Genomic DNA, 23849 nt, shown 5'->3' with positions numbered 1-23849 from the left:
ATATTGGTACAATGTATGTATAAAATAGCGTTTTCTTTCATATAAGAACAGGGGTGACTGATATGATTCATGTAATTGGAGTTATTTTAACTATGTTATACGGTGGAATTCTTATTTATAGTGCTCGACGAATTGAAGTTCAGGTTGAGACATGGATCATGGTACTTAACATTATTGTTGGTGTCTTAATGTTATTGACATTTATTCAACCATGGCTTGGAATCATCGGAATTGTATTGGCACTGCCTGTGACATTAATCAATGGACAGTTTATTTTCTACAACATTAATTGGTCCAGATTTGTAATTCGCACAATCGTCACCATTATTTTTGTTGTACTACTTTTGGTTTAATATTCGCGAATTTCAGGCGGCGTATAAGATTCAATAAATTGTGAGATTGACTCAAGTGAATCGGTAAATAACAGTTTTTGCCGTGCTTCATGAACAAGAAAGCCCTCTTCGACCATTTGATCATACATTTTCTGCAGATTATCATAGTAATGATTAACGTTGAAAAGGATGCAGGGTTTATTATTATCGCCAATAATTGACCATGAATAGACTTCGGAAATTTCTTCAAGCGTCCCTGGGCCTCCTGGAAGTGCGATAAAACCATCAGCCAACTCCATCATAACTTTTTTACGAACGGTCATATTTTCCACGACTTGCAGGTTAGAAATGGAATGATCACTAGCACCACGGTCGGCTAGTTCTTGGGGAATAATTCCATCCACATGTCCACCATTATTCATCACGGTGCTGGCAATTACGCCCATTAATCCAAATTTTCCGCCACCATAAACGAGACCAATATTGTTTTCAACAAGCCAGATTCCAAGACGTTTAGCGCTTTCAACGTAAATTGGATCATTTCCTTTTGCGGCTCCGCAGTATACAGCTATTTTTTTCAAAAAAATCACTCCTCGACTAAAGATAAGGCAATCTTACCACCAAATAAAGTATGCGCAAAATAGATTGAGTTATCTTATAAGTGAAATTTTTTAACGTAATAAATATCAGTCACTAAGTTGGTTAAAACAAGTAATTAAGACTAATTTGTGTCATAATGGTTAGGTAATTTTAGTGTGAACTTGAGATGAACAAAATATTAAACTTTTATTTCATAAATTAGTTGGATATTTTGTTCCAATATTGTATGATATAAACCATTGAATACACGTAGAATTACAGTGATTTAGTATGTATTAAGTACATAAGTTGTGGGGGATATGAATTTGTTTATTATTAGAGGTACGTACGATGAAACGATCTGATTTTCATAATAATTCCGGCGAAAGAAAAAACGTCGGAAAACGCAGGTATATCACAGGTTTTGATGGCTTGAGGGTTATGGCGCTATTAGGCGTTATTTTTTATCATTTAATGCCATATACCGTTCCTGGTGGATATTTAGGGGTTCCAATCTTCTTTGCGGTGTCAGGGTATCTGATTACCGATATCTTTATCCAAGAGTGGGATCGTAATGGAAAAATAAAATTAGGTTCGTTTTATTTAAGACGATTGCGACGACTTTATCCAACTCTAATAGTAGTTTTAATTACAAGTACGGCATACATGACCGTCTTTGCGCAAAATCTACTGTCACATATTAGAAATATTATTTGGACTAACTTAACTTTTGTTTACAACTGGTGGTTAGTTGGTAACGGTCAGTCATATTTTGACCGTTATAATGGTGAATCGCCATTTACACATTTGTGGTATTTGTCAGTTTTGGCACAATATTACTTTATTTGGCCAATCATCCTAATTGTTTTGCTAAAAGTGTACAATGACCACCGCACCCAAGTTGCTGGGGTGTTGTTCTCATTGAGTATTATTTCGACTATGTTGATGGCGATTCTTTACAGTCCTGACAACGTTAACCGGGTTTATTATGGTACGGATACCCGTGTTGCACCATTCTTAATTGGCGCTGCCTTAGCGTTTGTATGGCCATCAACAAGACTAACTAGAAATCTAAAATTAAAAACTAATATAATTGCAAATACGCTGGGTCTACTGATTTTAGTAGCGATGGGAATCTCGTTCTTTAATATGCCGGGAACCACAGCCACACCATACTATGGTGGAATATTTATTTTCTCACTGATTTCGGTTTTAATGGTAGCAATCATCGCCCATCCTTCGTTTATTTGGGATCGTGCGCTCACTAATCCAGTTTTTAAATGGTTGGGGAGCCGATCATACGGAATTTATATGTATCAACTTCCAGTGATGATCTTTTATGAGCAAAAGGTAACTAATATTGCTGCACATCCTGTTATTAATACCATTGCACCGCTGATTATTATTTTACTAATTAGTGAACTCTCGTTTAGATTTATCGAAGTTCCTTTAGCGAAATTTGATTATCGCAATACATTCCGTGCAATTGGGGCTATTTTTAATCCTAAGTCTGGGCTAGGATGGCGCCGCTACCTAGCAATTCCGGTTATTTTGGTTACCGCTGTTGCGATTTATGGTGCTGCAACGGCACCAGAAAAGGTTGCTCAAAAAACGGATGGTCTGCAGACTAAATTAGCTAAAAATAGTAAAGCAACTGATAAAAAGAATGCCGAAGCGTTGAAGAAGCAAAAGGCTGCTAAAAAAGCTGCTAGCGAATCTTCTAGCTCTAAAAATGTTAAATTGAACAAAAAAGAAGAAGCAATTGCTAAAAAATACAATTTAACACCGCAAGAGTTTAAGTTTGCATCAACCGTGCCAATTACAGGAGTCGGTGATTCAGTTCTTGAAGATACAGCAACCGACTTGCAAGAAGTTTTCCAAACGGCTTATATGTCGGCGAAAGTTGGTCGTCAGGTTGGTGAAGCCCAAGGTGTCATTACATCACTGAAGTCACAAGGTAACTTAAGTGATAACGTATTAATTAATCTTGGTGCTAACGGCCCTGTTACGATGGATCACGTCAAAGGAATCGAAAAAGCGGTCGGCTCGAAGCGTCATATTTTCTGGGTAAACGTGCATGTTCCAACTCAAACATGGGAATCTTCAGTTAATAAAACTTTGGCCGAAGCTGCCAAGAAATATAAAAACTTTACTGTAATTGACTGGTACACACCATCTAAGAATCAACCGGGATGGTTCTATACTGATCATGTTCATCCTAATCCGGATGGTTCGATTCAATATGCATCGATCGCAGTTAAGCAAATTGTAAAAACGTTGGATAAACAAAAATAGAAAATTTGGAATTAAGGTAGTAATCTAAAAATTCCATTAATGATATAAAGTACCTCGTAGTTGTTAGATGAAAAGTCTAATGACTATGAGGTATTTTTTGGTAAAAAGGGAATTAAACCGTATTTTGGATATTAATATACCGGATATAAGTTCTATATTGTTGATTATATTTCTAAGAGAGTATAAGATACGTGTTAAAGAATATATATCATTTTTGAAACAAGCAGTTGCTTTGGTAATGCCGTATAAATTTACTCTAACAATGTGAAAAAGATAAAAATCGAGGTGTAACCATGAAAATATTTAAGACGTACGCACCGGTTCTCATTGGTCTGCTGGTCGGATTTGTGGTAGAGGAATATTTGAATAGGCGTTTTGATATTTCATCGATGCTCGTTTTACTGATTGGATTCGTAGGCGGTATTTTAGTCAGTGAATGGATTAAAGCGGTTAAGAAAAAGTAGGATGAGGCATGGTTATGAAAAAATATTATTTGTATCTTAAAGAGCGGTATTACTATGTTTTTGTGGCAATGGGACTGATCCTCTTTCTGATTGGAACGTACGGTTTTTTGGAGAACAATCCTTTTCAGGGAGCTAAATATATATTAGCAGCCTTAGTGATATTTCTATGTGTTATCGATATAAAAGATGATGAAGTTTAAAAAGGGCAATCCATCAAGTTATGCTGAGCTTGATGGATTGCCTTTTTATTATTGTTAAGGATTGTTAGATTTAGTTGCGCTGTTCGTCTGATATGAAAAATGATGTTTGAACCGCGGAATAATATGCGTATCGGCCCATCCTTGGACGTAACCCTGAGTCAGGAATGCCCATACGGTACCAAAGCCAAATGACCAAATTTGATACTTGTTAGCGATAAAACTTAAAATGGTCAAAAGTAATGGTGGAAGGTAGCTGATCCATTGTGAAGCGGAGGCCAATCCGTGAAGGTACTTGAACCTGATAATATAAGATAAATCGTCGTTGGGATGCATAATTAAATTCGCACGTTGGTAAAGTGAAATCGCAACGGCAATTCCGAATAATCCGACAATATCAAGCAAAATCGCCAATGCGAGCTGCCAAGGATGACTAAAATTGGGTTCCAGCTGGCCCAGTCTTAGAGTGACGGTCCAAAATGGCGTAATCCATTGAACCAAATAACTGAACGGAACCACAAATAGAATGTTTTTAATAAAACGACCCCAATCGAGCCTTTTAGTTAGTAACATGGTTAAAAATGCAACACCAATGCCGTATAAAACGAGTACGGTACCTAATACAGCATTCGCCTTAGTCGGACTCGCCGAGTGGGTAATCCAATGGGATAGGTTAACCGCAGAAGCTGTCCACACAGCGCTACCCATTCTGGTGGCAATTGTTAGGGCATTAGCTGCCGAATTTAAAATGATTGAAATCACGAGCCAAAAGAAGCGTCTTTTGGCGTCTGAAATGGTCAAAAGATTCATCTTCTTTCCCGATGCTATTTTTTATTCGTGATCCTTGGCTTGACCTAAAGCAAAGTAAAGCCATGGACCGATGGGTTGGATGAAAACCAGCGCCAACCATAGTCCTTTGAAGCCGTGTTTAAACTTTTTGGCTTTAATAATATCTTTTAAAGCAATAAAAGTTCCAACAATTTCAAAGGCAATAATAGGAGCAAGCCGCTGTTTTTGACGTTTCGTAATTTGACGATGTTTATGCATAATAAAACCTCCTAACGGTATTTGTTAGGTACATTCTATCATGAAAGCGATTGCTAAATTAGGATTTAACCTTAATTCGTTTGAAATAGTACAAAGTTCCACCAAGTATGATTAGTCCAATTATCCCGATTAAAACGAAACTCGAATACGAATCGATAGTTGCGGAGACCTCGGTCCACGCCTCACCCGCCGCGCGGCCGAGAAGAATTAGGACTAAGTTCCAGATCAAAGTTCCAAGGGTGGTCAATAATGCAAAAGATTTCCAAGACATCTTGGTCATCCCCGCAGGAAGCGAAATTAAGCTTCGAATCACGGGGACAAAGCGACCGAAAAAGATCGTTTTTGCACCATGTTTAACAAAAAAGTCGTGCGTTTTGGTAATATCGCTATGTTTTAAACGAAGAATTTTGCCCAGCCGGCTATCGACAATTTTAGAAAGCCGCTCGGTCGTTAAATAGCTTCCAATTACATATAGAATGATCGCGCCCAGTACGGCGCCGATTGTGGCAGCAATCACGCTTCCCCAAATCGTTAAATTTGATGACAAAGTCATAAATCCCGCGAAAGTTAAAATCACTTCTGATGGGATGGGGGGTAAAACATTTTCCAGTGCAATTAACAGGACAATTCCTAAATAACCAAAGTCGTTTACGAAATTAATGATGTAGTGTTCCATTGGGGGCCCTCCATAAATTATAGCCTCGATTTTCTTCCATTATTCCGAGAATAAACGTTAATGTCTACTAAAAATGGCTTAAGGCGGGGGAATTTAATGGAAACTAAAGATATGACAATTGTCATTGTTGATTGATGACAGGCGGTACTACGAGAACTTCAAAAAATCTAATAAGATTGGTTTATGGAGGAAAAACTAATATGAGAGATGTAATTGAAGTGAATCATTTAAAGTTTAACTATCGAAAACGCGGTGTTCTTAAAGATGTCAGCTTTAAGGTAGGAGTGGGCAAAGTTGTTGGATTAATTGGTGAAAATGGTGCGGGAAAAACGACTCTATTAAAAGTTTTGTTGGGTTTTCTTCCCGATCATGGGCGAGCAAAAATTTTGAATTCGACTCCTCGATTAAACTATGACGTCAGCAGTATGATGCAGGGAGACTTAAAGTTGCCGGGTGTAACGGTCCAAGATATTTTGGAAGAAACCGCTGCGCAAAGTACTAGTAGTTTAGATATCGAAAGAGTTTTAAAAGAATTAGACATGATGGATCTTATTCATCAACGGTTAACAAGTTTATCGGGAGGTCAGTTAAGACGGGTGTCTTTTGCGATGGCCTTAATTCCAAATACGAGGCTGGTCTTTCTTGACGAACCAACGGTGGGAATGGATGTTAATTCTAGGCAAAGGCTGTGGCAAAAAATTGATGATTTAAAAAAAGAGGGAAAAACGATCCTGATTACGAGCCACTATCTAAATGAATTAGAAAAAATTGCCGATCAAATATTAATTTTAAAAGACGGAAAAATTGCGTTTGATGGTTCGTTTAATGAATTACAATCAAAATATTTAATGACGACTATTAGCTTTAAGACTGAATTGGGAATGGACAACTTCACTAATATTGATAGTTTGAAAAATATTCGAAAGAAAAACGGAATAATTTATATCAAAAGTCGCGATGGTGACCGAACACTCCAAGCGTTATTACCATTGCTAAACGAATTACATCAAATCAGTATTACACGGGAATCATTAGAGAAAATTTTTATTAGCATGAGTGAGGAGGAACTAACCGATGAAAAAGTTAACCACACAGCTTCGATTTGATGGTCGAAGACTGGTTCTAAGAAATACTTCTTTTATATTTTTTTCACTACTAATGCCGGTGATGTTCTACATTTTATTTACGAAAGTGATGGTTGTCACTAATAATTCTGCGGAAATGAAAATATTTAGTTTAAATTATATGGGGAGTATGATTGTTTATAGTATATTAATCACCTCTTTAATGAACATTGCGACGTTTCTAATGCGTGACCGAGAACAAGGCTTTTTAATGTTTTTGAAAATGAGTGATCGTGGTCTGTTCGATTACTACATTTCGATGGGATTATGGAGCGTGACCATGAGCATGATCTCGGTAGTGATTTTAGGTGGGGTAGCTGTATTGGTTAACGGAGTCTCATTAGGGCTAACACAGTGGGGTGCACTGGGGTTAATGGTTCTAATTGGACAGTTGCCATTGTTGCTTTTGGGAATGGCCTTGTCATTTATTAAACGTCAGGAAACGTTGGGCGTGGTGTGTAATTTGATCACCTTTCCAGCGGCGATTGTGAGCGGTCTGTGGTGGCCAATAGGTCTATTGCCTAAATGGCTTCAGGTAATTGGTGAAAAATTACCAACTTATTTTTTGAATGACGTTATTAGTAGTATTACAAATCATGCTAAACTTAAATTGGTCGATTTTGTGGGGATTGGGATTTGGACCATAATCCTATTGGCTGTAACTTTACTGATTATAAAAATATCGCAGCGCAGGGGGATTTTTGCGGGTGTTCAAGCGTAAAATTAATTTTTTAAGCATTCAATGGGAAAGCTATATTTGGCTTTTCTATTTGCCTTACAGTGTGTCGCTTCATTTACCAATTCAGTCTAAATCAGATATTTTTTGGCTGGTAATGAGCGCCGCATTTTTGCTGACATATATTGTTGTTACCGAAATTCCAAGGTGGAGAATGGTTTCGATTCCAAATGAAGTCGTGATTACGTGTAGTTTTTTAATTTTTGATTTGAATCCATACATGATTATCTTTACGGCTTGGCAGGTTTCTTTTATTCTTGCGTGGTATCCGATAAGCTATTTTTACGTTTTTGCTACGGTTTATTACGGTTCATTTGTGATTGCGGCGTATAATGCATACGTTACATCCAGTACCAATTTTAACTTTAGTGATATGATGGGAATTATTTTTCCGATATTTTCACCAGTAGTTGCATACGTGTTTTCAAGATCAGTTCGACTTCGACGACAAATGCGACAAGAAAATCGACGCCTTGAAACGTTGGTTCGCCGTGGCGAACGAGAACGGATTGCCCGCGATTTACACGATACATTGGGTCAAAGTTTTTCAATGATAACCATCAAAACCGAATTAGCTAAAAAATTACTGAATAAATATCCAGAACAGGTAGCAGGAGAATTGGATGACATTGAGAAGACTAGTCGTCAAAACTTACAGTTAGTTCGAGGAATCGTTAACGATTTACACAAAAAATCGATTGGTGAAATATTATTCGAACAAGGTCAAAATTTGGCGGAAGCGAATATTTTTATGATGACCGAAAATGAAAATGACGCTTCTGAATGGCCAACGGAAATTCAAAATGAATTTGCTGCGCTATTGGTGGAGGCAATAACGAATGTTATCCGACATTCAAGGGCGCGACAAGTAAAAATTGAGTTTATGCAAAAAAAATCAATGTATCAAGTTAACGTCCAAGATGATGGACATCCGACTTCATTTGTTCGCAAAAGTTCAAATGGCATATCAGGGATGAAAAATCGAATTGAAAGTAGAAACGGAAAGTTTGAAATATTAAAAAATGAAGTTGGAACCCTCGTTCGTTTTGAACTACCAAAGGAGTAAAAGAGATGATAAGTTTATATCTTGCAGAGGATCAAAGTATGTTGAATACGGCTTTAAGCCGGCTACTCAATTTAGAAGATAATTTGGAAGTTGTCGGAACGGCAGAAGACGGCGAAAAAGCGTTAGAAGAAATTCAACGGTTAAAGCCGGACGTTGCGATTTTAGACATCGAGATGCCCAAATTAACTGGTTTAAAAGTGGCCGAAGCGATTCGAAACCAACATCTTCAAGTCAAGCTAATTATTTTAACAACCTTTGCGCAAAAGGCATATTTTGAGCAAGCAGTTAGAAATCAGGTTGAAGGTTATCTCTTAAAGGATAGTCCCAGCGACGAATTAATCCAGGCGATCAACTCTGTGATGGAGGGAAAAACAATCTATGACCCAGAACTGGTTGTTAACGTCGTTTCAACGAGCGAAAATCCATTGACAGAGCGTGAAAACGAAGTACTGCAAGTGGCATCAGATGGAATTTCAACTAAAGAAATTAGCCAACAATTGTTTTTATTGGAAGGAACGGTTCGAAATTATTTTTCTGCAATTTTTAGCAAATTAGGCGTCCATAACCGATTTGAAGCCGTGGAATTAGCCAAGAAAAATAAGTGGATTAGTTAGTGTAGCACCACGTACAGTAGTAATGAGATCAATAATTAAACTGTAAAAAATACAAAACGGCTATGGCAAAATTTTGAATTTGCCATAGCCGTTTTTTAAATTATTTTTTCTTCAATTTAACTACTGCTTCGACGCGAGCGGTCTGTGGAAACATGTCGATGGATTGAATGTATTCAACATCGTATTTTTCAACAAGCCGGGTGAGATCGCGCGCCAGGGTCGATGGATTACATGAGACATAGGTAAAATGCTTTGGAGCAGATTCTAAAATCGCAGTAATTAATTTATTATCTAAACCAACCCGTGGTGGGTCAACGACAATTGAATCTGGCTTGAAACCAGCATGAAGCCACTTGGGAAGAAGCTTTTCAGCGGAGCCAAATTCGTAGTGGGCATTTTCAATGCCGTTAATTTTAGCGTTCTCATTGGCATCATCAATGGCAGATTCGATCGTGTCCATTCCGCGCACCTCCTTAGCTTGATCAGCTAAGGAAAGGCCGATGGTTCCTACTCCAGAATAGGCGTCGACGAGGTTGTCGTTTGGTGAAAGCTCAAGAGCCTTGCGTGCTTCTGCGTACAGTATAGAAGTTTGCTTAGGATTCAATTGGAAGAACGCTCTTGCCGAAAGGTTGAATGAAAGGCCATCAAGTTTTTCGCTGATAACGTCTTTACCGCGAAGATTAGTAGTTTTATCTCCCCAAACTAATGATTCACGTCCCGGATTAAAGTTTTGCATGAATGAAACGATTTCTGGGAATTGTTCTGAAAGCTCGTCAATAATTTCGTCAACATGTTCAAGCGTTGGCGTATTAGTGATAAAGACTACCTGCGTTTCTTTGGTAGCTTCAGCAACACGCACTACGATGGTTTTTAGGCTACCAATGTTTTTATGTTCATCGTAGATACTAACGTCGTACTTATCAAATAACTCGACGGCAATTCGAATGATTTCCATCGTTAAGGGATGTTGTACGCTACATGTTACTAAATCAACGAGTTCGTGAGTGCCTTCCTTATATAATCCGGCGCCAATCTTACCGTCCTCGAAGCGACGAACTTGAAATTGAGCTTTATTTCGATATTCGGTAGGATTTTCCATTCCGATTGTTGGGCGTAATTCGTAGCGTTTATACCCTTCTGGACGGAATTTGGTTAACGATTGACGAATGACGTCACGCTTAAATTCGAGCTGAGCTGGGTATGCCAGATGTTCCAACTCGAATCCACCAACTTCACCGGCATACGAGTCGATTGGTTTTACGCGATCCGGACTAATTTTTTTAATTTTTCGAACCTTACCGGTAATGAAGCGAGGCTGTACATCGGTAATTTCAGCGACAACTTTCTCGCCAGAAAGGGCACCCTTGATAAAGCAGATCGTTCGTTGATAGTAACCAATTCCTTCCCCGTTAATGCCCATTCGTTTAATTTTCAAAGGGATTTCATCACCGATTTTAATATCTGAAGATTTGCTAGGGTTGTGATAGAAGTTTTTTCGCCGATCTTGTTTCTGGCGATCGGTCGGTTTTTTACCATACCGATTTTTACTCTTATAGTTTGATTTTTCTTTATTATTCATGATTACCTCGATTGTTTTTGCTAACTAGTTATTCTACCACATATAGTTGTACAAAAAACAAGTCAGCATTTTTGGAAAGACGGATGAAGGCTTAAAACCAAAATCTTACGTTCAATTTTAAAATGAGTTATACTAACCGTAATCATAAGTAAAAGGAGGAAGTAACATGAAAGTTTCTGATATTTTATTGAACGATGGTTATAAAATTCCCGCGGTTGGCCTAGGAACTTATCAAATTCGTGGTGGTGAAGGCTATCATCAAATTCTCGCTGCAATTAGTGACGGTTATCGATCAATTGATAGCGCGACAAATTATGACAATGAAGGAATTGTGGGAAAGGCAATTCGTGATTCTGGAATTCCACGTTCCCAATTTTTTATTTCATCAAAATTACCTGGTAAATACCATCGCTATGATGACGCATTAAGTGCGATTAAAGAATCCCTAGCACGAATGGGACTGGAATATTTTGATTTATTTTTAATTCACTGGCCATTACCAAAGCGGGGACTTTACGTTGAAGCGTGGAAAGCACTGATCACTGCCCAAAAACTTGGATTAATTAAATCAATTGGTGTTTCAAATTTTGAGCCGGAACATTTGGATAAGATTATTACAGAAACCGGTGTTACTCCCGCCGTCAACCAGATCGAAATCCATCCATACTGGATTAATGATAACCGAATTCAAGAAAACTTAAAGCGTGGAATTTTAACAGAAGCATGGAGTCCCCTTGGTCGTGGAAGTGACGCTTTGAAGGAACCGATTATCCAAAAGCTTGCTGAAAAATATGACAAGAACGTCGGACAAATTATTTTGAGGTGGCACTTAGATCGTGGAGTTATTCCATTACCCAAGTCAACGAATCTAGAACATCAACGGGCCAACTTGAATATCTTTGATTTTAGTTTGACAAACGATGAAATTCAGGCAATTAATGCCCTTAATCGAGAAAACGGCCGCATTGATGGTCAGGATCCAAACGAATACGAAGAATTTGAATAATTAAATATGAAAAGAAACGGATGGATTATGTTGAAAATAATTAACATAGTCCTTTTGTTTTTGAAAAATTTAGGATGAATAGAAATCTTTTTCACGAAAGGTTAACTGTTCGCAAAACCAATAGTAGAATGGATAAATACTAATTGTTATTTTAATCACACGAAGGGATCGAGTTTATGAATGAAAAGGTATCGGCCACTAGAAAATGGTGGCTCATAATTTTTATGGGAGTGATTAGCGCAACCGGGCCGTTATCATTGGATATGTATTTACCAGGACTACCTGAGATGCAAAAATATTTTCATTCTTCGGCGTCGACTCTACAATTAAGCATTACCTTTTGTCTAATTGGATTGGCGGTCGGTCAGTTAATCGTGGGACCAATTAGTGATCGAATTGGACGACGAATCCCATTAATTGTAGGATTTACGCTATATGCGATTACTTCGCTTATGCTAATTTTTACAAATAATATTTACCTATTTATTTTAATTCGGTTAATTCAAGGCTTGGCTGGCTCAACGGGTCAAGTTTTATCTAGGGCGGTTGCTCGTGATATGTTTAGTGGTCACGAACTAACCAAATTTTATGCGATGCTAATGGCTGTAAACGGTGCTTTTCCGATTATCTCTCCGATTATCGGCGGAATGCTATTGCCAATTGTCCAATGGCAGGGGATTTTTGGGCTACTTTTTATTATTGGGATTTTGGTGGTTCTAGGCGTTATATTCACCCTTCCAGAAACATTTGTTAGTGATGAACAAGATCAGGTAACACTGATTCAAACGTTTAAAGCACTTGGCGGAATGTTTAGTAAGCGGCGTTTTATTTTAATTGCACTTACGCAAGGACTCGTGTTTGGGTCGTTGTTTAGCTACATATCAGCTTCATCATTTGTATTTCAAACCTATTTTCATATGACGGTTGGGCAGTTTAGTTTGCTCTACGCGATCAATGGACTAGGGATTATTCTGGGAAACAATCTGCCAGGATACTTGCCAGATCGAATCAATGATCGAGACGTGATGACTGGTGGACTAGTTGGTGGATTATTTGCGGGAGTTCTTTTAGTTGGTAGTCTGTTTGTTCAACCAATGGCAATTCTAGTGATAATTCCGCTATTTATAACGGTTTTTTGTGTGGGAATTGTGAATACCGTCGCGACATCAATGGCGATGAGTATTGAAGGTCGCCAAAATGCCGGTGCCGCATCCGCCGTCCTAGGGCTGTTGATGAATATCATTGGGGCCCTGGCGTCACCATTGGCCGGGGTAATGGGAACTCAAAGTTATGCACCGTTGGCCTGGTTAATTTTTGGTTTTGAATTACTGGGATTAATTTTGTTTCAAATGACCGCTTCTAAATCAAAGTTTGGTCGTAATGTTGACAAGTAGGCGTTTTCTTAACTGAAATCGTACTTCAATTGTTACAAATAATGTAGTAAAATTAAGTTAAAGTAGGTGAAGAAATGGCAAAAGATATCATAGCTGACGAATACATAACAGGTTCGGACGTTGTTGAAAAGATTGAACGAATTGGTAGTCTCGCCACCCTTGGTAATTGGGCTAAGGAAATGGAACGGAACGGTCATAAATTCCAACATGATGGCCGCGGTCGTCGAATTTATTCTGAAGAAGACATGAAAATTCTTACAGAAATGAATGAACTCTTGGGAGATCGTCACACCTTAAAGCAGGCAGTCCAAGTTACTTTAGGGATGAATGATGCGAAAGAAGAGGACGGCGAATCAACCTCCGACGAAGGTGAACTAACCGAAACTGAAAATGCTCCAGCAATTATTGATGAATCGATGAAACGTTTTATCGCTTCACAAAGTCAGGACATGGCAGATTTAAAGGAACTGTTGACAAAAGTAGTCGAACAAAACCAAAGCTACCATGAGGAAAACGTCAAGTTAGAACAAAAAATTGACGAATTGGCAGAAAAGAATCAAAAAATTCTTGATCAACCTAAACAAGGTTGGTGGAAGCGCCATTTTGGCTAAAAGCCTGTCATATATTCCGAAAAGGGAACCAATGATCATGTTGATCGTTGGTTCCCTTTTGTTTATCCCTTAATTAAAAACGCGTGCGTATCCAACAATTGAATCGGTCCACCAGGGAGCCATGTAATTTTCACGAACGACGCCTCTATTTTGAGCATCAACCATCATATTATTGCCTTTAACAACAATACCAACATGATCGATGGTTTTACCGTGATTGTAAGAAAAAAAGATTAGATCTCCCGGACCAACATTTCGATGAGGAATATGTTCAAATTGATTGAATTGTTGCTCAGCAGTTCTTTGGAGATGGATGTTTAATGCTTGCTCAAAGACAAATTTGGTAAGTCCCGAGCAATCAAAACTATTTGGACCATTTCCACCCCAAACGTAGGGTTGGCCCATATGCTGATTTAAAATATTTTGAATTTTATCAAAGGAACTGGAGGAGGCGGTCTTTCGAGCATCCTTGACGGGAGGTTGAACTTCAGATGAAGGTCGGAATTCTGTCTGATCGATTTTAATGATCGGCTTTAAATTGATTGAAAAAACATTTGCTGATGCTGAATGGCTTGCAAAAAGAAAGCCGAAAAAAATAACTAGACTGACGATGATCGATTTTATGCGCATAAATTAGTGCCCCTATTCTTAAAATTGATTTCAGATTAAAATTACGAATTAGGAGTCAATTTTATTTTGTGGGATAATGGTTAAGTCATAAAAAGGTGGTGAGGTCGATGGCAGCAACTAAAATTGGAATTCGCCAATTAGTTGAATTTATTTTACGTACGGGAGACTTGAATGCGGCTGTTAATAGTCAAAACACGGCATTGGAAGGTGCTCGGATTCATCGTAAATTACAAAAGCAACGTGGTGAAGACTACGAAAAAGAATATTACATTAAAAGAACGGTTGATATGGACGATGAACAATTTACGATTGAAGGACGGGCTGATGGCGTAGTGATTGGCGATGAACTTTTTATTGAAGAAATTAAAACGTCTGACCCAACTTTTGATGAGTTAAGTGAAAATACTAAGACCCTTTATTGGAGTCAGGCGAAGGTTTATGGAGCAATTTTAACGCAGGATCTAGACTTCGACCGGGTTACAATTCAATTAACCTACTACCAGCGGCCAACCGATGCGATTGTTGAAAAACAACAAGAATTTTCGCGATCGGAATTAAAAAAATTTTTTGATGAATTGATTGAAGAATATGAACAGTGGTTAAAATTACGAAGTGATTGGCGAAAGGAACGTAATCAAGCGGCTCGAAAACTTGAGTTTCCATTTCCAGAATACCGTAATGGGCAACGTGATTTAGCCGTTGCGGTATACAAAACGATTTTGACAAGTCAACGGATGTTTGTGGAAGCCCCCACCGGAACTGGAAAAACAATTTCAACGATGTTTCCGACAATTAAGGCACTGGGTGAAGAAAAAATTGACCGATTCTTCTATTTAACTGCAAAACAAAGTACTCAACATGTGGCTGAAGAAGCAATTAAACTGATGTCTGAACACGGATTGAAGTTAAAAAGTATAACGTTAACTGCCAAGGATCGAATGATTTTTCCGGAGGAAGTTGATGTTAAACCAGAAGACAATCCATACATGATTGGATATTATGATCGAATTAAAGATGGTATTAAGGACGTTTTATTAAATGAAAATCAATTGGTAAAAGATAAGATTCAAATGTATGCCAAGAAACATATGCTTGATCCGTTTGAGTTTTCATTAGACCTTTCATTATTCTGTGATTTAATCATTGGTGATTACAATTATTTGTTTGATCCGATGGTTTATCTTCAACGCTTCTTTTCAACAGAAGATCAAAATAACTTCTTTTTAATTGATGAGGCACATAACCTTGTTTCAAGATCACGAGCAATGTATTCGGCGGAAATTAATCAAGACGCGGTGATTAAGGTTCAGGAGTTATTTAAAAAAGCCAAGGGTGACGTCGATTCAAAACAAATTAAACGCCGCCTAACGCAGCTTGACAACGAGTTAGAATTAATCCACCAGGCCTTTAGTGAGCAGTCAGAGGAATACATGGTCGAAAACAATCCACTCGATGCACTGGAAAAAGCAATGCTGAACTTCAATGAAGCTGGGCGCGAATGGCTTCCAAAACAGCCGGATAACGACCTGACCAGTGGAATTTTGGATCTTTTTTTTATCAATAACAAGTACGTCAAAATTAGCGAATATTTTGATGAAAGCTATCGCGTTTTAATTAAGAACACTGAAGCCGGAATTAATATTCAGGAACAGATTTTGGACCCGAGCCCTTATTTAGATGCTTCATTAAAAAAGGGACGGGGAGCCGTATTTTTCTCTGCAACGCTTTCCCCAGTTGATTATTATCAAGAAACGCTTGGTAGTAGTACTGGATTATCACTTCGGATGGCTTCTCCATTTGACCAAAATCAGCAAAATTTGTTACTTACAAGTTATATTGATACTCGATTTGCGGCACGACAAAATAGTTTGCCCCAAATTGTAGCCTCGGTAGCGGCTTTAGTCGATGCAAAGGAGGGCAATTACCTGATTTTTTGTCCATCCTATGGATACTTAACTCAGATTGCCGATGCGTTTAAGGAACTGGCACCGGACGTTAAGGTTGCTGTTCAGACCAATCAAATGACGGCTGAAGATCGAAAAGCTTATTTAGATGCGTTTCGTGAAGAAAAAAATGGCACGTTAGTTGGTTTTGCAGTTCTAGGCGGGATTTTTTCAGAAGGAATCGATTTGACGGAAGAACAACTCATTGGTGTAGGGATTGTAAGCGTCGGATTACCAGGCTTAAGCATTGAACGGAAGCTTTTGCAAAATTATTTTGATGAAAAGAATGGGCATGGTTTTGAGTATGCGTATCAATTACCGGGAATGAATCACGTTCTTCAAGCGGCGGGACGTTTAATCCGAACAAATAAGGACCGCGGTAACATTGTGTTAATGGATCAGCGTTTTGTAACATCTCGGTATACAAATTTATTTCCTCGGCATTGGTCAAATTACCGCAAAATATACTCCGTCACTGCGCTACAGAAAGCGGTTAAATCGTTTTGGGGACGGTAATTAAATCGTTTTAATGCGTAATGGTCCGTACCACAACATATTGTGTTTAAAATGACGAAATCTTTTAAAAATCTTTATATTTTGTATTTACAGACCTTAATTTAGTCGTTATTATTATTACAGCACTGTTATAAAAATTGGTTCGTAAAAGGGAGATTTCGGCATGTATTTAGCAATAAATATTATTGGTATTATTGTATTTTTGGGCGTCGCCGTCCTATTTTCTAAAGACCGTAAGCACATCAACTGGACCTCAGTTGGAATTATGGTTGCTATTAATATCGTGTTGGCATGGTTCTTAGTTAACTCCTCAGTAGGTATTAACGGAGTTAAAGCTGCTGCCGACGGTTTTAAATGGTTAGTGGATATTTCTTATAAGGGAATTTCCTTCGCACTTGCAGATTGGGTGAACGTGAAGTCAATGAACTTTGTGACGAGCGCATTGCTACCAATTTTGATGATTGTTCCATTGTTCGATATTTTAACCTATATTGGAGTTCTCCCATGGATTATCAAGTGGGTTGGTAAGGGACTTTCAATTATCACTCGTCAACCAAAATTTGAATCATTCTTTGCGGTTGAAATGATGTTTTTAGGTAATACGGAAGCACTTGCTGTTTCTGGTTTACAGCTTCGTCAGATGAAGGCGGATCGTCTAGTTACGATTGCGATGATGTCAATGAGCTGTGTTACCGCATCAATTTTAGGCGCATACCTATTAATGATGCCTGGTCAATATATTATTGCTGCTGTACCAATTAATATTGTTAACGCAATTATTGTTACAGCTGTTTTGAATCCTGTTACTGTAACACCTGAAGAAGACACAATCGCCAAAATCGGTGGTAGTGCTGCCTCAAGTGAAAATAATGACACTGTAGAATCTGGCTCTGAAACACTTGCTGAAGAAGCTACAACACAACCTGTTGCTCGCGAACCATTCTTCTCATTTCTTGGAGACTCAATTTTGGGTGCCGGTCGATTAATTTTAATTATTGCAGCTAATGTTATTGCTTTCGTTGCTTTAGCCGCGTTAATTGATGCACTTTTAGGTAAAATTAATCCTGCTCTTTCATTGGAAAACATCTTGGGTGTCATCATGTTCCCATTTGCTTGGTTACTTGGTTTTGACGTAAGTCACGCCTTTGAAATGGCTCAATATATGGGTACTAAGCTTGTCACAAACGAATTTGTTGTTATGGGTAAAGTAATGCCATTATTGAAAGACTTTACACCGCATTTCACTGCTACTTTAACAGTGTTCTTAACTTCATTTGCTAATTTCTCAACTACCGGAATGATCATCGGTGCTTTCAAGGGACTTGTTAACCGTGAAAAGAACGACGTGATTTCTAAAAGCGTTGGCTACATGTTGTTATCTGGTATTTTAGTTTCATTACTATCTGCTGGATTCGTTGGCGTATTCGTTTGGTAGAATTCAATAATTAATATAAATAATTACGAAAAAAGATGGACGTCAGGTGCATCTTTTTTTAGAATGGTAATGAGGACGCTTTCATAAAATGCTGGAGGGGATAAAATGACAACTAAAATTATAATGGATACGGATCCTGGAATTGATGACGCAGCGGCAATTGCCGTTGCAATCAACAACCCCGAAATTGAACTTGAATTAATTTCGACCGTTGCTGGGAATGTTACGGTAGACAAAACCACTAAAAATGCGATGAAATTGGTTAAATTTTTTAACGCCAATGTTCCAGTAGCTGGTGGTGCGGAGCAACCGTTGATCAAGCCGTTTGAAGACGCAGCACGCGTGCATGGTGAATCGGGGATGCCAGGATATGACTTTGGTCCAGAACCGACTGATATTCCAGTAAATAACGCGGTTGATACTTTGTATAAAACTATTATGGCAAATGAAGAACCAATTGTGCTTGTACCAACTGGATCGTATACAAACGTTGCATTACTTTTAAAAGAACATCCAGATGTAAAAAGTAAGATTGAAAAAGTTGTTGCAATGGGTGGCTCCATTGGAATGGGAAATATGACCAGTGCGGCTGAATTCAATGTATTTACGGATCCGCATGCTGCCGAAATTTTGTACAAGAGTGGCGTTCCAATTGTGATGGTGGGCTTAGATGTAACAATGAAAGCTCTTTTAACACAAAAAACGTTGGACACAATTAAAACATTAGGTAAACCGGGTGAAATGCTTGGTGCAATTTTTAGTCATTACTATGAAGGACATGAGGGCGGTATTCCAATGCATGATGTTAATACGCTCGCATATCTTTTGAAACCAGAGATGTATCAAACTACACCATACTGGATTGACGTTGTTACGGAAGGCCCAGCCATCGGAGAAACCGTTGCCGATATTCGGGGAGCTTACCATAATGAGAAAACTAATGCTGAAGTATGCGTTAATATCGATGCGGATGCTTTTAATGAATGGTTTATTGATGAAGTTAAAAAGATGAAAGCCTAAAAATAAAACTCACTTAATAATATTGTTATTAAAAACGAAGCCCTGACAGACCAGATAGTCGGGACTTCGTTTTTTGGTATTCTTAAATTACAATGTTCTTTCCAGCATAATGGCATCTTTCAACGTTAGTCCATTTTCATGAAGTGGATGGGGATAGAGCGTTGGATTTATAAAATGATTCGAAAGGATTTGTTTACACCTAAAACCCAGCTTTTGATATAAGTAGAGCGCACCGAAGCTGGTTGTTCCGGTCATGATTGTAATTTTTTCAAATGACGGATTCGTGGAGTAAAACTTAATTGCCGATTGAATGAGCCTTGTTCCAAGCCCCTGCCCTTGAAACTTCGGATGGACTGCAATGTTCATAATCTCGATTGTTTGCGATTCGGTTGCCATTATTGCAATGATTCCAACGCTTTGGTGATTACTTGTGAGTTCGAAAGATTCGCAGCGGGAAAGATAAGAAGCGATACTTTCCAAAGAGGGATCAGCCTCGAGTAGCAACTCGTAATGTTTAGGGGTGTATTTTGTGATTGGATTGAATTTTAGTGACAAATTATGTTCCTCCATCTTGTATTAACCACACTTTAAAATATAAATATATTATCAATATTGCCAAATCTTTACTAATTGGTTAAAGTGGAATTAGCATATGAAACAATTAATGTTTCACAAGGAGAGTAGATATGAATCCAGAAGAATTTCGACAAGCCTTAAAAGAGAAGGGATGGCAACTGACCGATCAGCAAATGATGCAATTTGCCAAATACTATCAGTTACTAGTTGAAACTAATGAACATGTTAATTTAACGGCGATTACGGAGCAAAATGAAGTATATTTAAAGCATTTTTACGATTCTGTAACACCATTGTTAGAAGTGACAAGCTTTTTTAAAGAAGGAGCCGAATTGTGCGATGTTGGTGCCGGAGCGGGATTTCCGTCTTTACCGATGAAAATTCTGTTTCCATCCTTAAAAGTCACCATTGTCGATTCTTTAAATAAGCGCATTACCTTCTTAAACAACCTCGTGGAACAACTGGGTCTCGAAGACGTTACTTTAATTCATGACCGAGCCGAAACCTTCGGGGCCAAAAAGTCTAATTATAGAGAGAAATTTGATGTTGTAACAGCTCGGGCAGTGGCAAGATTAAGTGTTTTAAGTGAGCTTTGTTTGCCTTTAGTTAAGCCAAATGGGTATTTTGTGGCACTGAAGGCCGCTAACACCGAGCAAGAACTTGCCGATGGAAAATTTGCGATTGCAACTTTGGGTGGTAAGTTACTGATTGATAAAGACTTTCATTTACCAGTTAATGGTGATGAACGTCATATCGTTGTGGTTGAAAAGAAAAAGCAAACTCCTAATCGGTATCCGCGTAAACCAGGTACACCGGCTAGGGACCCGATTGGTAAAAAGTAGAAGGTCATCATGAACGAAAACGAATTAAAAAAGCAAACGAATATTGTAAAGAGTACAGTTTATAAAATGATTGATGTGGAAAAGATTAAGCCCAATCCGTTTCAACCTCGTCACATTTTTGATGAAGAACGTTTGGTAGAACTTTCAGAATCAATCAAAAAATCAGGAATTTATCAGCCGTTAGTCTTAAGACAGCCAATCAAAGCAATTGAGCGATTTGAAATTATTGCCGGTGAACGGCGGTATCGGGCAAGTGTTCTAGCTGGTTTGGAAAAAGTGCCAGCCATTATTCGTGATTTTACTGATGAAGCGACGATGGAAGCGGCTATTATCGAGAATTTGCAACGGGAGGACTTAAGCCCTTTGGAAGAAGCGGAGGCGTACCAGTCGTTAATGAAGGAATTAAATTTGACGCAAGCCCAAGTTTCAGAACGTCTTGGAAAAAGTCGTCCATATATTGCGAATTACCTCCGTTTATTAGGACTTCCGACGCGAGTTAAAGAGATGCTTCAAGGTGGCCAAATTTCGATGGGACAAGCACGGACACTGCTAGCGTTAAAACAGCAAGATCAACTTGAAAAACTAGCTCATCGGACCATCAGAGAGGGACTAACGGTGCGACAACTTGAGAGTATTGTCAACCAAGCCAATCTTGACGAAGAAAAACGTGCTAATCGTAAAAATCATCATCAGAATAAATCACCATTTGTTCGCGAGATTGAAAACCAACTGGGTGAAAGATTGGGTACTAAAGCGGCAGTCATTACAAAAAGTAAACAAAAAGGTAAAATTGAGATTAGTTATGATTCGATGAAAGAACTCGATCGGATATTGGAAGTGTTGAACATTTCTTTAGATTAGGGGGACCGAATATGGAATATGGATTACATGACGTTGTACAGATGAAAAAACCTCATCCATGTGGCACCAACCGATGGGAAATTATTCGGATGGGAATGGATATTAAATTAAAGTGCTTGGGGTGCGGTCACATTGTGATGCTTAAGCGCCGTGAGTTCGAACGTAAACTGAAAAAGATTTTAGAAAATGCGTAAAAATTGCATGATAAGAAGGGTCTAGACAAGAAGATTATGTCGTGATCTTTCTTTTTTTGTGTTTTTAATCTTAAAAATAACTTTGACGTCAAATTTATTGTTCGGGTATCAGACATTGGTTTTCAGTGTATAATTGATTTATGATTACAAAAGACAGACGAATAGAACTTAAAAAAATCTAATTCTACTTATGTTAGTATTCGAGGCTTTGATTTTAATTTATTTCTTTTTTGCTGGATCTAATACTGCACCAACACCAGTAACGCAAAAGAACCCACCGGAGACAACCAGCAAGTCTAATTCAAAGACTGCTGCGCCCCCAAACGTACAAAGCGAACAAGCAGGGGAAAGTGAAACTCGACTAACAGGTGACCAGATTAAACAAAAGCAAGCGAAAATAAAAAAAGAATTGAATAATTATTTATCCACGGTAACTAAGGATGGCACGGCAAGCGTGAGTTTTTATAATTTAGCTCCAGTCCAGGGTAGCCAAGCCGCTCAGAATGTAAATTCAGCGGTTTATCAAAACGGAGCCTTGGAAGTGAGTTCAAATGGTAACAAGGTGGGAACGGCTGCAAGTACGTATAAATTATTTATTGCAGCATTTTTATTCAGTCAAAAAGCCGACGGTCGATTTAAGTGGACAACGGAAAATAAGGATGCCTTCAACCGAATGATCGTCAATAGTGAGAATACTTTTGGTGATCAGGTTATTCAGAAATACGGAATGAGTAGGATGAACAGCGTTTTAGCAACGCAGGGGTGGTACTCTCCTGTTTTTTCAAAAACGAAAGTTGCCTCAACTAACAGCCATAGCTTATTACTGCTTCTAAAGGACTTAGAAAATGGGACAGGTGTTTTTCAAAACAAGGCAGATCGTAAATATTTATTAGATTTAATGGCAAAACAAACTTATCGAACAGGAATCCCGGCGGGGGCTAAGGCAGCCATGAATGGAGTTAAAGTTCAAGATAAAGTGGGATTTTTGGACGATACTAATAATGATGCCGGAATTGTAACATTACCCAATGGGCAACGCTATATTCTAGTAGTTATGACGCATGGACATAATCAATCAAATTTAAATGGATTTCCAAGAATTGCTAAAATCACGAAAAAGATTCAAACGATTGCTTATGGTAGTCATAGCTAGTTGGTAAGGAGAAAAATTTATGTACGTAGCGCATGATAAAGAACGACAGTATAGTTTCTTATTGTCATTTTTAACGTTAATAGTTTTGCTGACGTTGGTCCGTTTTAATTCGAAAATATTGAACGGAATTGACGCTCTTTTGCAAGGGTTCGTTGTGAACGTGATGCCTAATATATCTTTTTTTAATCGGACTTTATCTTTTTTTAGTTATCCAATGGTGTGTGTACTCTATGCGCTTTTAATTTGGTTTTTCCTGTGGGGATTTAAGCATAAAATCCCAGCAACTTGGGTGCTTTCGACTTTTATAAGCGGGGAACTTATCTTGATTATTATGCGTGATTTAAATCGACGCGAGTACATTAGTGGGAGCTTTTTCTCGATCTTATTAGTCGGGTATTGCATGCTAACGATGGTTGTCCCTTTGATTCGAAGCAAGCAAAATCAAAATATTGCTAAAATTGTTTTAATTTTAATAATGATTTTAGTTGGGATTGCGCATGTTCAATTGGGGCACGTTTCTGTAGTTGGCATTGCGATAAGTTGGTTACCGGTTAATGCGTGGTTACAAATAGCTCGCGGGCAATATTTAAAACGATTTGCAGATTTACAAAAATTCCCAATTTTTCGTCATTCTGATTATAATTAATTTCAAAAAGCGGCCAGGTTTTCCTAATATAAGGGGGATCTGGTCGCTTTAGTATAAGTGAACGTTAATATATATGCGTTATTTTACTTTAACTGATAGAAAATAAATGTCTTTTGGTATTCGTTTTCCTGAATTAGTGATAAAATGCATACCGTTCAATATATATAGGGTATTATTGATTTATTTATGTCATTTTTGTTACGAAAATGTTGCAATTATATTTCGATAAGGTTATTATTTAATTGCTAAAGAGTAACAGATAAAAAATTAAGAAAAAGGGGTTAAATTCTGACCTGTACCCCAGAAGTTAAAG

The 23849-nt window shown here is 38.1% G+C and carries 25 protein-coding genes; 18 read left to right on the top strand and 7 right to left on the bottom strand.

What is annotated here, in order from left to right; all coding sequences use genetic code 11:
* Positions 1-62: 62 nt before the first annotated feature.
* Positions 63-353, top strand: a complete 291-nt coding sequence (locus IV81_RS00995) for a hypothetical protein (RefSeq protein ID WP_057801406.1) — start codon at positions 63-65, stop codon at positions 351-353.
* Here the strand turns inward: IV81_RS00995 and IV81_RS00990 are convergent.
* The gene (locus IV81_RS00990; RefSeq protein WP_057801404.1) at positions 350-913 is read right to left on the bottom strand and encodes an LOG family protein; all 564 of its coding nucleotides are present in this window, start codon (positions 911-913) and stop codon (positions 350-352) included. The two genes, IV81_RS00995 and IV81_RS00990, sit on opposite strands and share 4 nt — an antisense overlap.
* A gap of 349 nt (positions 914-1262) precedes the next feature.
* On the opposite strand from IV81_RS00990, the gene IV81_RS00985 reads away from it, so the two are divergent.
* Positions 1263-3206 carry an acyltransferase family protein gene (locus tag IV81_RS00985; protein WP_057801402.1) on the top strand — a complete coding sequence of 648 codons (1944 nt, stop codon included), beginning with the start codon at positions 1263-1265 and terminating at the stop codon, positions 3204-3206.
* Between the two features lie 293 nt (positions 3207-3499).
* Positions 3500-3670 carry a hypothetical protein gene (locus tag IV81_RS09245; RefSeq protein ID WP_157059740.1) on the top strand — a complete coding sequence of 57 codons (171 nt, stop codon included), beginning with the start codon at positions 3500-3502 and terminating at the stop codon, positions 3668-3670.
* A 254-nt stretch (positions 3671-3924) separates the two neighbouring features.
* On the opposite strand, the gene IV81_RS00975 is transcribed toward IV81_RS09245, so the two are convergent.
* Genes IV81_RS00975 through IV81_RS00965 form a run of 3 tightly spaced genes read right to left on the bottom strand, consistent with a single transcriptional unit; the run spans position 3925 to position 5590 of the window.
* Entirely contained in the window at positions 3925-4677 is a 753-nt protein-coding gene (locus IV81_RS00975; RefSeq protein WP_057801398.1) for a DUF6198 family protein, read from the bottom strand.
* A gap of 21 nt (positions 4678-4698) precedes the next feature.
* The gene (locus tag IV81_RS00970; RefSeq protein WP_057801397.1) at positions 4699-4914 is read right to left on the bottom strand and encodes a PLDc N-terminal domain-containing protein; all 216 of its coding nucleotides are present in this window, start codon (positions 4912-4914) and stop codon (positions 4699-4701) included.
* Positions 4915-4972: 58 nt separating this feature from the next.
* Positions 4973-5590, bottom strand: a complete 618-nt coding sequence (locus IV81_RS00965; RefSeq protein ID WP_057801395.1) for a DedA family protein — start codon at positions 5588-5590, stop codon at positions 4973-4975.
* A 200-nt stretch (positions 5591-5790) separates the two neighbouring features.
* On the opposite strand from IV81_RS00965, the gene IV81_RS00960 reads away from it, so the two are divergent.
* The 4 genes from IV81_RS00960 to IV81_RS00945 are packed head-to-tail and all read left to right on the top strand — an operon-like array spanning position 5791 to position 9130.
* Positions 5791-6696: an ABC transporter ATP-binding protein gene (locus IV81_RS00960; protein ID WP_057801393.1), complete on the top strand. Its 906-nt coding sequence runs from the start codon at positions 5791-5793 to the stop codon at positions 6694-6696.
* Positions 6665-7435 carry an ABC transporter permease gene (locus IV81_RS00955; protein WP_057801391.1) on the top strand — a complete coding sequence of 257 codons (771 nt, stop codon included), beginning with the start codon at positions 6665-6667 and terminating at the stop codon, positions 7433-7435. Before IV81_RS00960 ends, IV81_RS00955 begins: the two co-directional genes overlap by 32 nt.
* Complete coding sequence (locus IV81_RS00950; RefSeq protein WP_057801389.1) at positions 7416-8516, top strand: sensor histidine kinase; 1101 nt, start codon at positions 7416-7418, stop codon at positions 8514-8516. Before IV81_RS00955 ends, IV81_RS00950 begins: the two co-directional genes overlap by 20 nt.
* A gap of 5 nt (positions 8517-8521) precedes the next feature.
* A complete protein-coding gene (locus IV81_RS00945) occupies positions 8522-9130 on the top strand; it encodes a response regulator transcription factor (RefSeq protein WP_057801387.1) in 609 nt (202 codons plus the stop codon).
* 100 nt (positions 9131-9230) lie between these two features.
* Here the strand turns inward: IV81_RS00945 and rlmD are convergent, their stop codons facing one another.
* On the bottom strand, positions 9231-10709 hold the full coding sequence (rlmD, locus tag IV81_RS00940; protein WP_057801385.1) for a 23S rRNA (uracil(1939)-C(5))-methyltransferase RlmD: 1479 nt from the start codon (positions 10707-10709) through the stop codon (positions 9231-9233).
* Positions 10710-10875: 166 nt separating this feature from the next.
* On the opposite strand from rlmD, the gene IV81_RS00935 reads away from it, so the two are divergent.
* From IV81_RS00935 to IV81_RS00925, 3 genes are all read left to right on the top strand, one after another.
* On the top strand, positions 10876-11715 hold the full coding sequence (locus IV81_RS00935; RefSeq protein WP_057801383.1) for an aldo/keto reductase: 840 nt from the start codon (positions 10876-10878) through the stop codon (positions 11713-11715).
* Positions 11716-11891: 176 nt separating this feature from the next.
* Positions 11892-13109 carry a multidrug effflux MFS transporter gene (locus IV81_RS00930; protein ID WP_057801381.1) on the top strand — a complete coding sequence of 406 codons (1218 nt, stop codon included), beginning with the start codon at positions 11892-11894 and terminating at the stop codon, positions 13107-13109.
* Between the two features lie 74 nt (positions 13110-13183).
* Positions 13184-13720: a MerR family transcriptional regulator gene (locus IV81_RS00925; protein ID WP_057801379.1), complete on the top strand. Its 537-nt coding sequence runs from the start codon at positions 13184-13186 to the stop codon at positions 13718-13720.
* A gap of 69 nt (positions 13721-13789) precedes the next feature.
* Here the strand turns inward: IV81_RS00925 and IV81_RS00920 are convergent, their stop codons facing one another.
* Positions 13790-14350 (bottom strand): C40 family peptidase, encoded by a 561-nt coding sequence (locus IV81_RS00920; RefSeq protein ID WP_057801377.1) that lies wholly within the window; start codon positions 14348-14350, stop codon positions 13790-13792.
* Positions 14351-14457: 107 nt separating this feature from the next.
* On the opposite strand from IV81_RS00920, the gene IV81_RS00915 reads away from it, so the two are divergent.
* The 3 genes from IV81_RS00915 (at position 14458) to rihC (ending at position 19264) form a co-directional block, all read left to right on the top strand.
* Positions 14458-16809 (top strand): ATP-dependent DNA helicase, encoded by a 2352-nt coding sequence (locus IV81_RS00915; RefSeq protein ID WP_057801375.1) that lies wholly within the window; start codon positions 14458-14460, stop codon positions 16807-16809.
* A 163-nt stretch (positions 16810-16972) separates the two neighbouring features.
* Positions 16973-18244 carry a NupC/NupG family nucleoside CNT transporter gene (locus IV81_RS00910; RefSeq protein ID WP_057801373.1) on the top strand — a complete coding sequence of 424 codons (1272 nt, stop codon included), beginning with the start codon at positions 16973-16975 and terminating at the stop codon, positions 18242-18244.
* Between the two features lie 105 nt (positions 18245-18349).
* Positions 18350-19264, top strand: a complete 915-nt coding sequence (gene rihC / locus IV81_RS00905) for a ribonucleoside hydrolase RihC (RefSeq protein ID WP_057801371.1) — start codon at positions 18350-18352, stop codon at positions 19262-19264.
* 87 nt (positions 19265-19351) lie between these two features.
* On the opposite strand, the gene IV81_RS00900 is transcribed toward rihC, so the two are convergent.
* Positions 19352-19819 (bottom strand): GNAT family N-acetyltransferase, encoded by a 468-nt coding sequence (locus tag IV81_RS00900; protein ID WP_236696796.1) that lies wholly within the window; start codon positions 19817-19819, stop codon positions 19352-19354.
* A gap of 131 nt (positions 19820-19950) precedes the next feature.
* Between IV81_RS00900 and rsmG the strand changes: the two genes are divergently transcribed.
* The 5 genes from rsmG to IV81_RS00875 all read left to right on the top strand — a co-directional run bounded on the left by rsmG (position 19951) and on the right by IV81_RS00875 (position 23536).
* Positions 19951-20682 (top strand): 16S rRNA (guanine(527)-N(7))-methyltransferase RsmG, encoded by a 732-nt coding sequence (rsmG, locus tag IV81_RS00895; RefSeq protein WP_057801367.1) that lies wholly within the window; start codon positions 19951-19953, stop codon positions 20680-20682.
* A 9-nt stretch (positions 20683-20691) separates the two neighbouring features.
* Positions 20692-21543 carry a ParB/RepB/Spo0J family partition protein gene (locus IV81_RS00890; RefSeq protein ID WP_057801366.1) on the top strand — a complete coding sequence of 284 codons (852 nt, stop codon included), beginning with the start codon at positions 20692-20694 and terminating at the stop codon, positions 21541-21543.
* 11 nt (positions 21544-21554) lie between these two features.
* Positions 21555-21737: a DUF951 domain-containing protein gene (locus IV81_RS00885; RefSeq protein ID WP_057801364.1), complete on the top strand. Its 183-nt coding sequence runs from the start codon at positions 21555-21557 to the stop codon at positions 21735-21737.
* Positions 21738-21945: 208 nt separating this feature from the next.
* A complete protein-coding gene (locus tag IV81_RS00880) occupies positions 21946-22890 on the top strand; it encodes a serine hydrolase (protein WP_057801362.1) in 945 nt (314 codons plus the stop codon).
* A gap of 19 nt (positions 22891-22909) precedes the next feature.
* Entirely contained in the window at positions 22910-23536 is a 627-nt protein-coding gene (locus IV81_RS00875) for a hypothetical protein (protein WP_057801360.1), read from the top strand.
* Positions 23537-23849 lie beyond the last annotated feature (313 nt).

Source organism: Pediococcus stilesii (assembly GCF_001437075.1).
Classification (GTDB): Bacteria; Bacillota; Bacilli; order Lactobacillales; family Lactobacillaceae; genus Pediococcus; species Pediococcus stilesii.
Note: the sequence above shows the minus strand (reverse complement) of the source record. Positions and strands in the feature narration are given on the sequence as shown.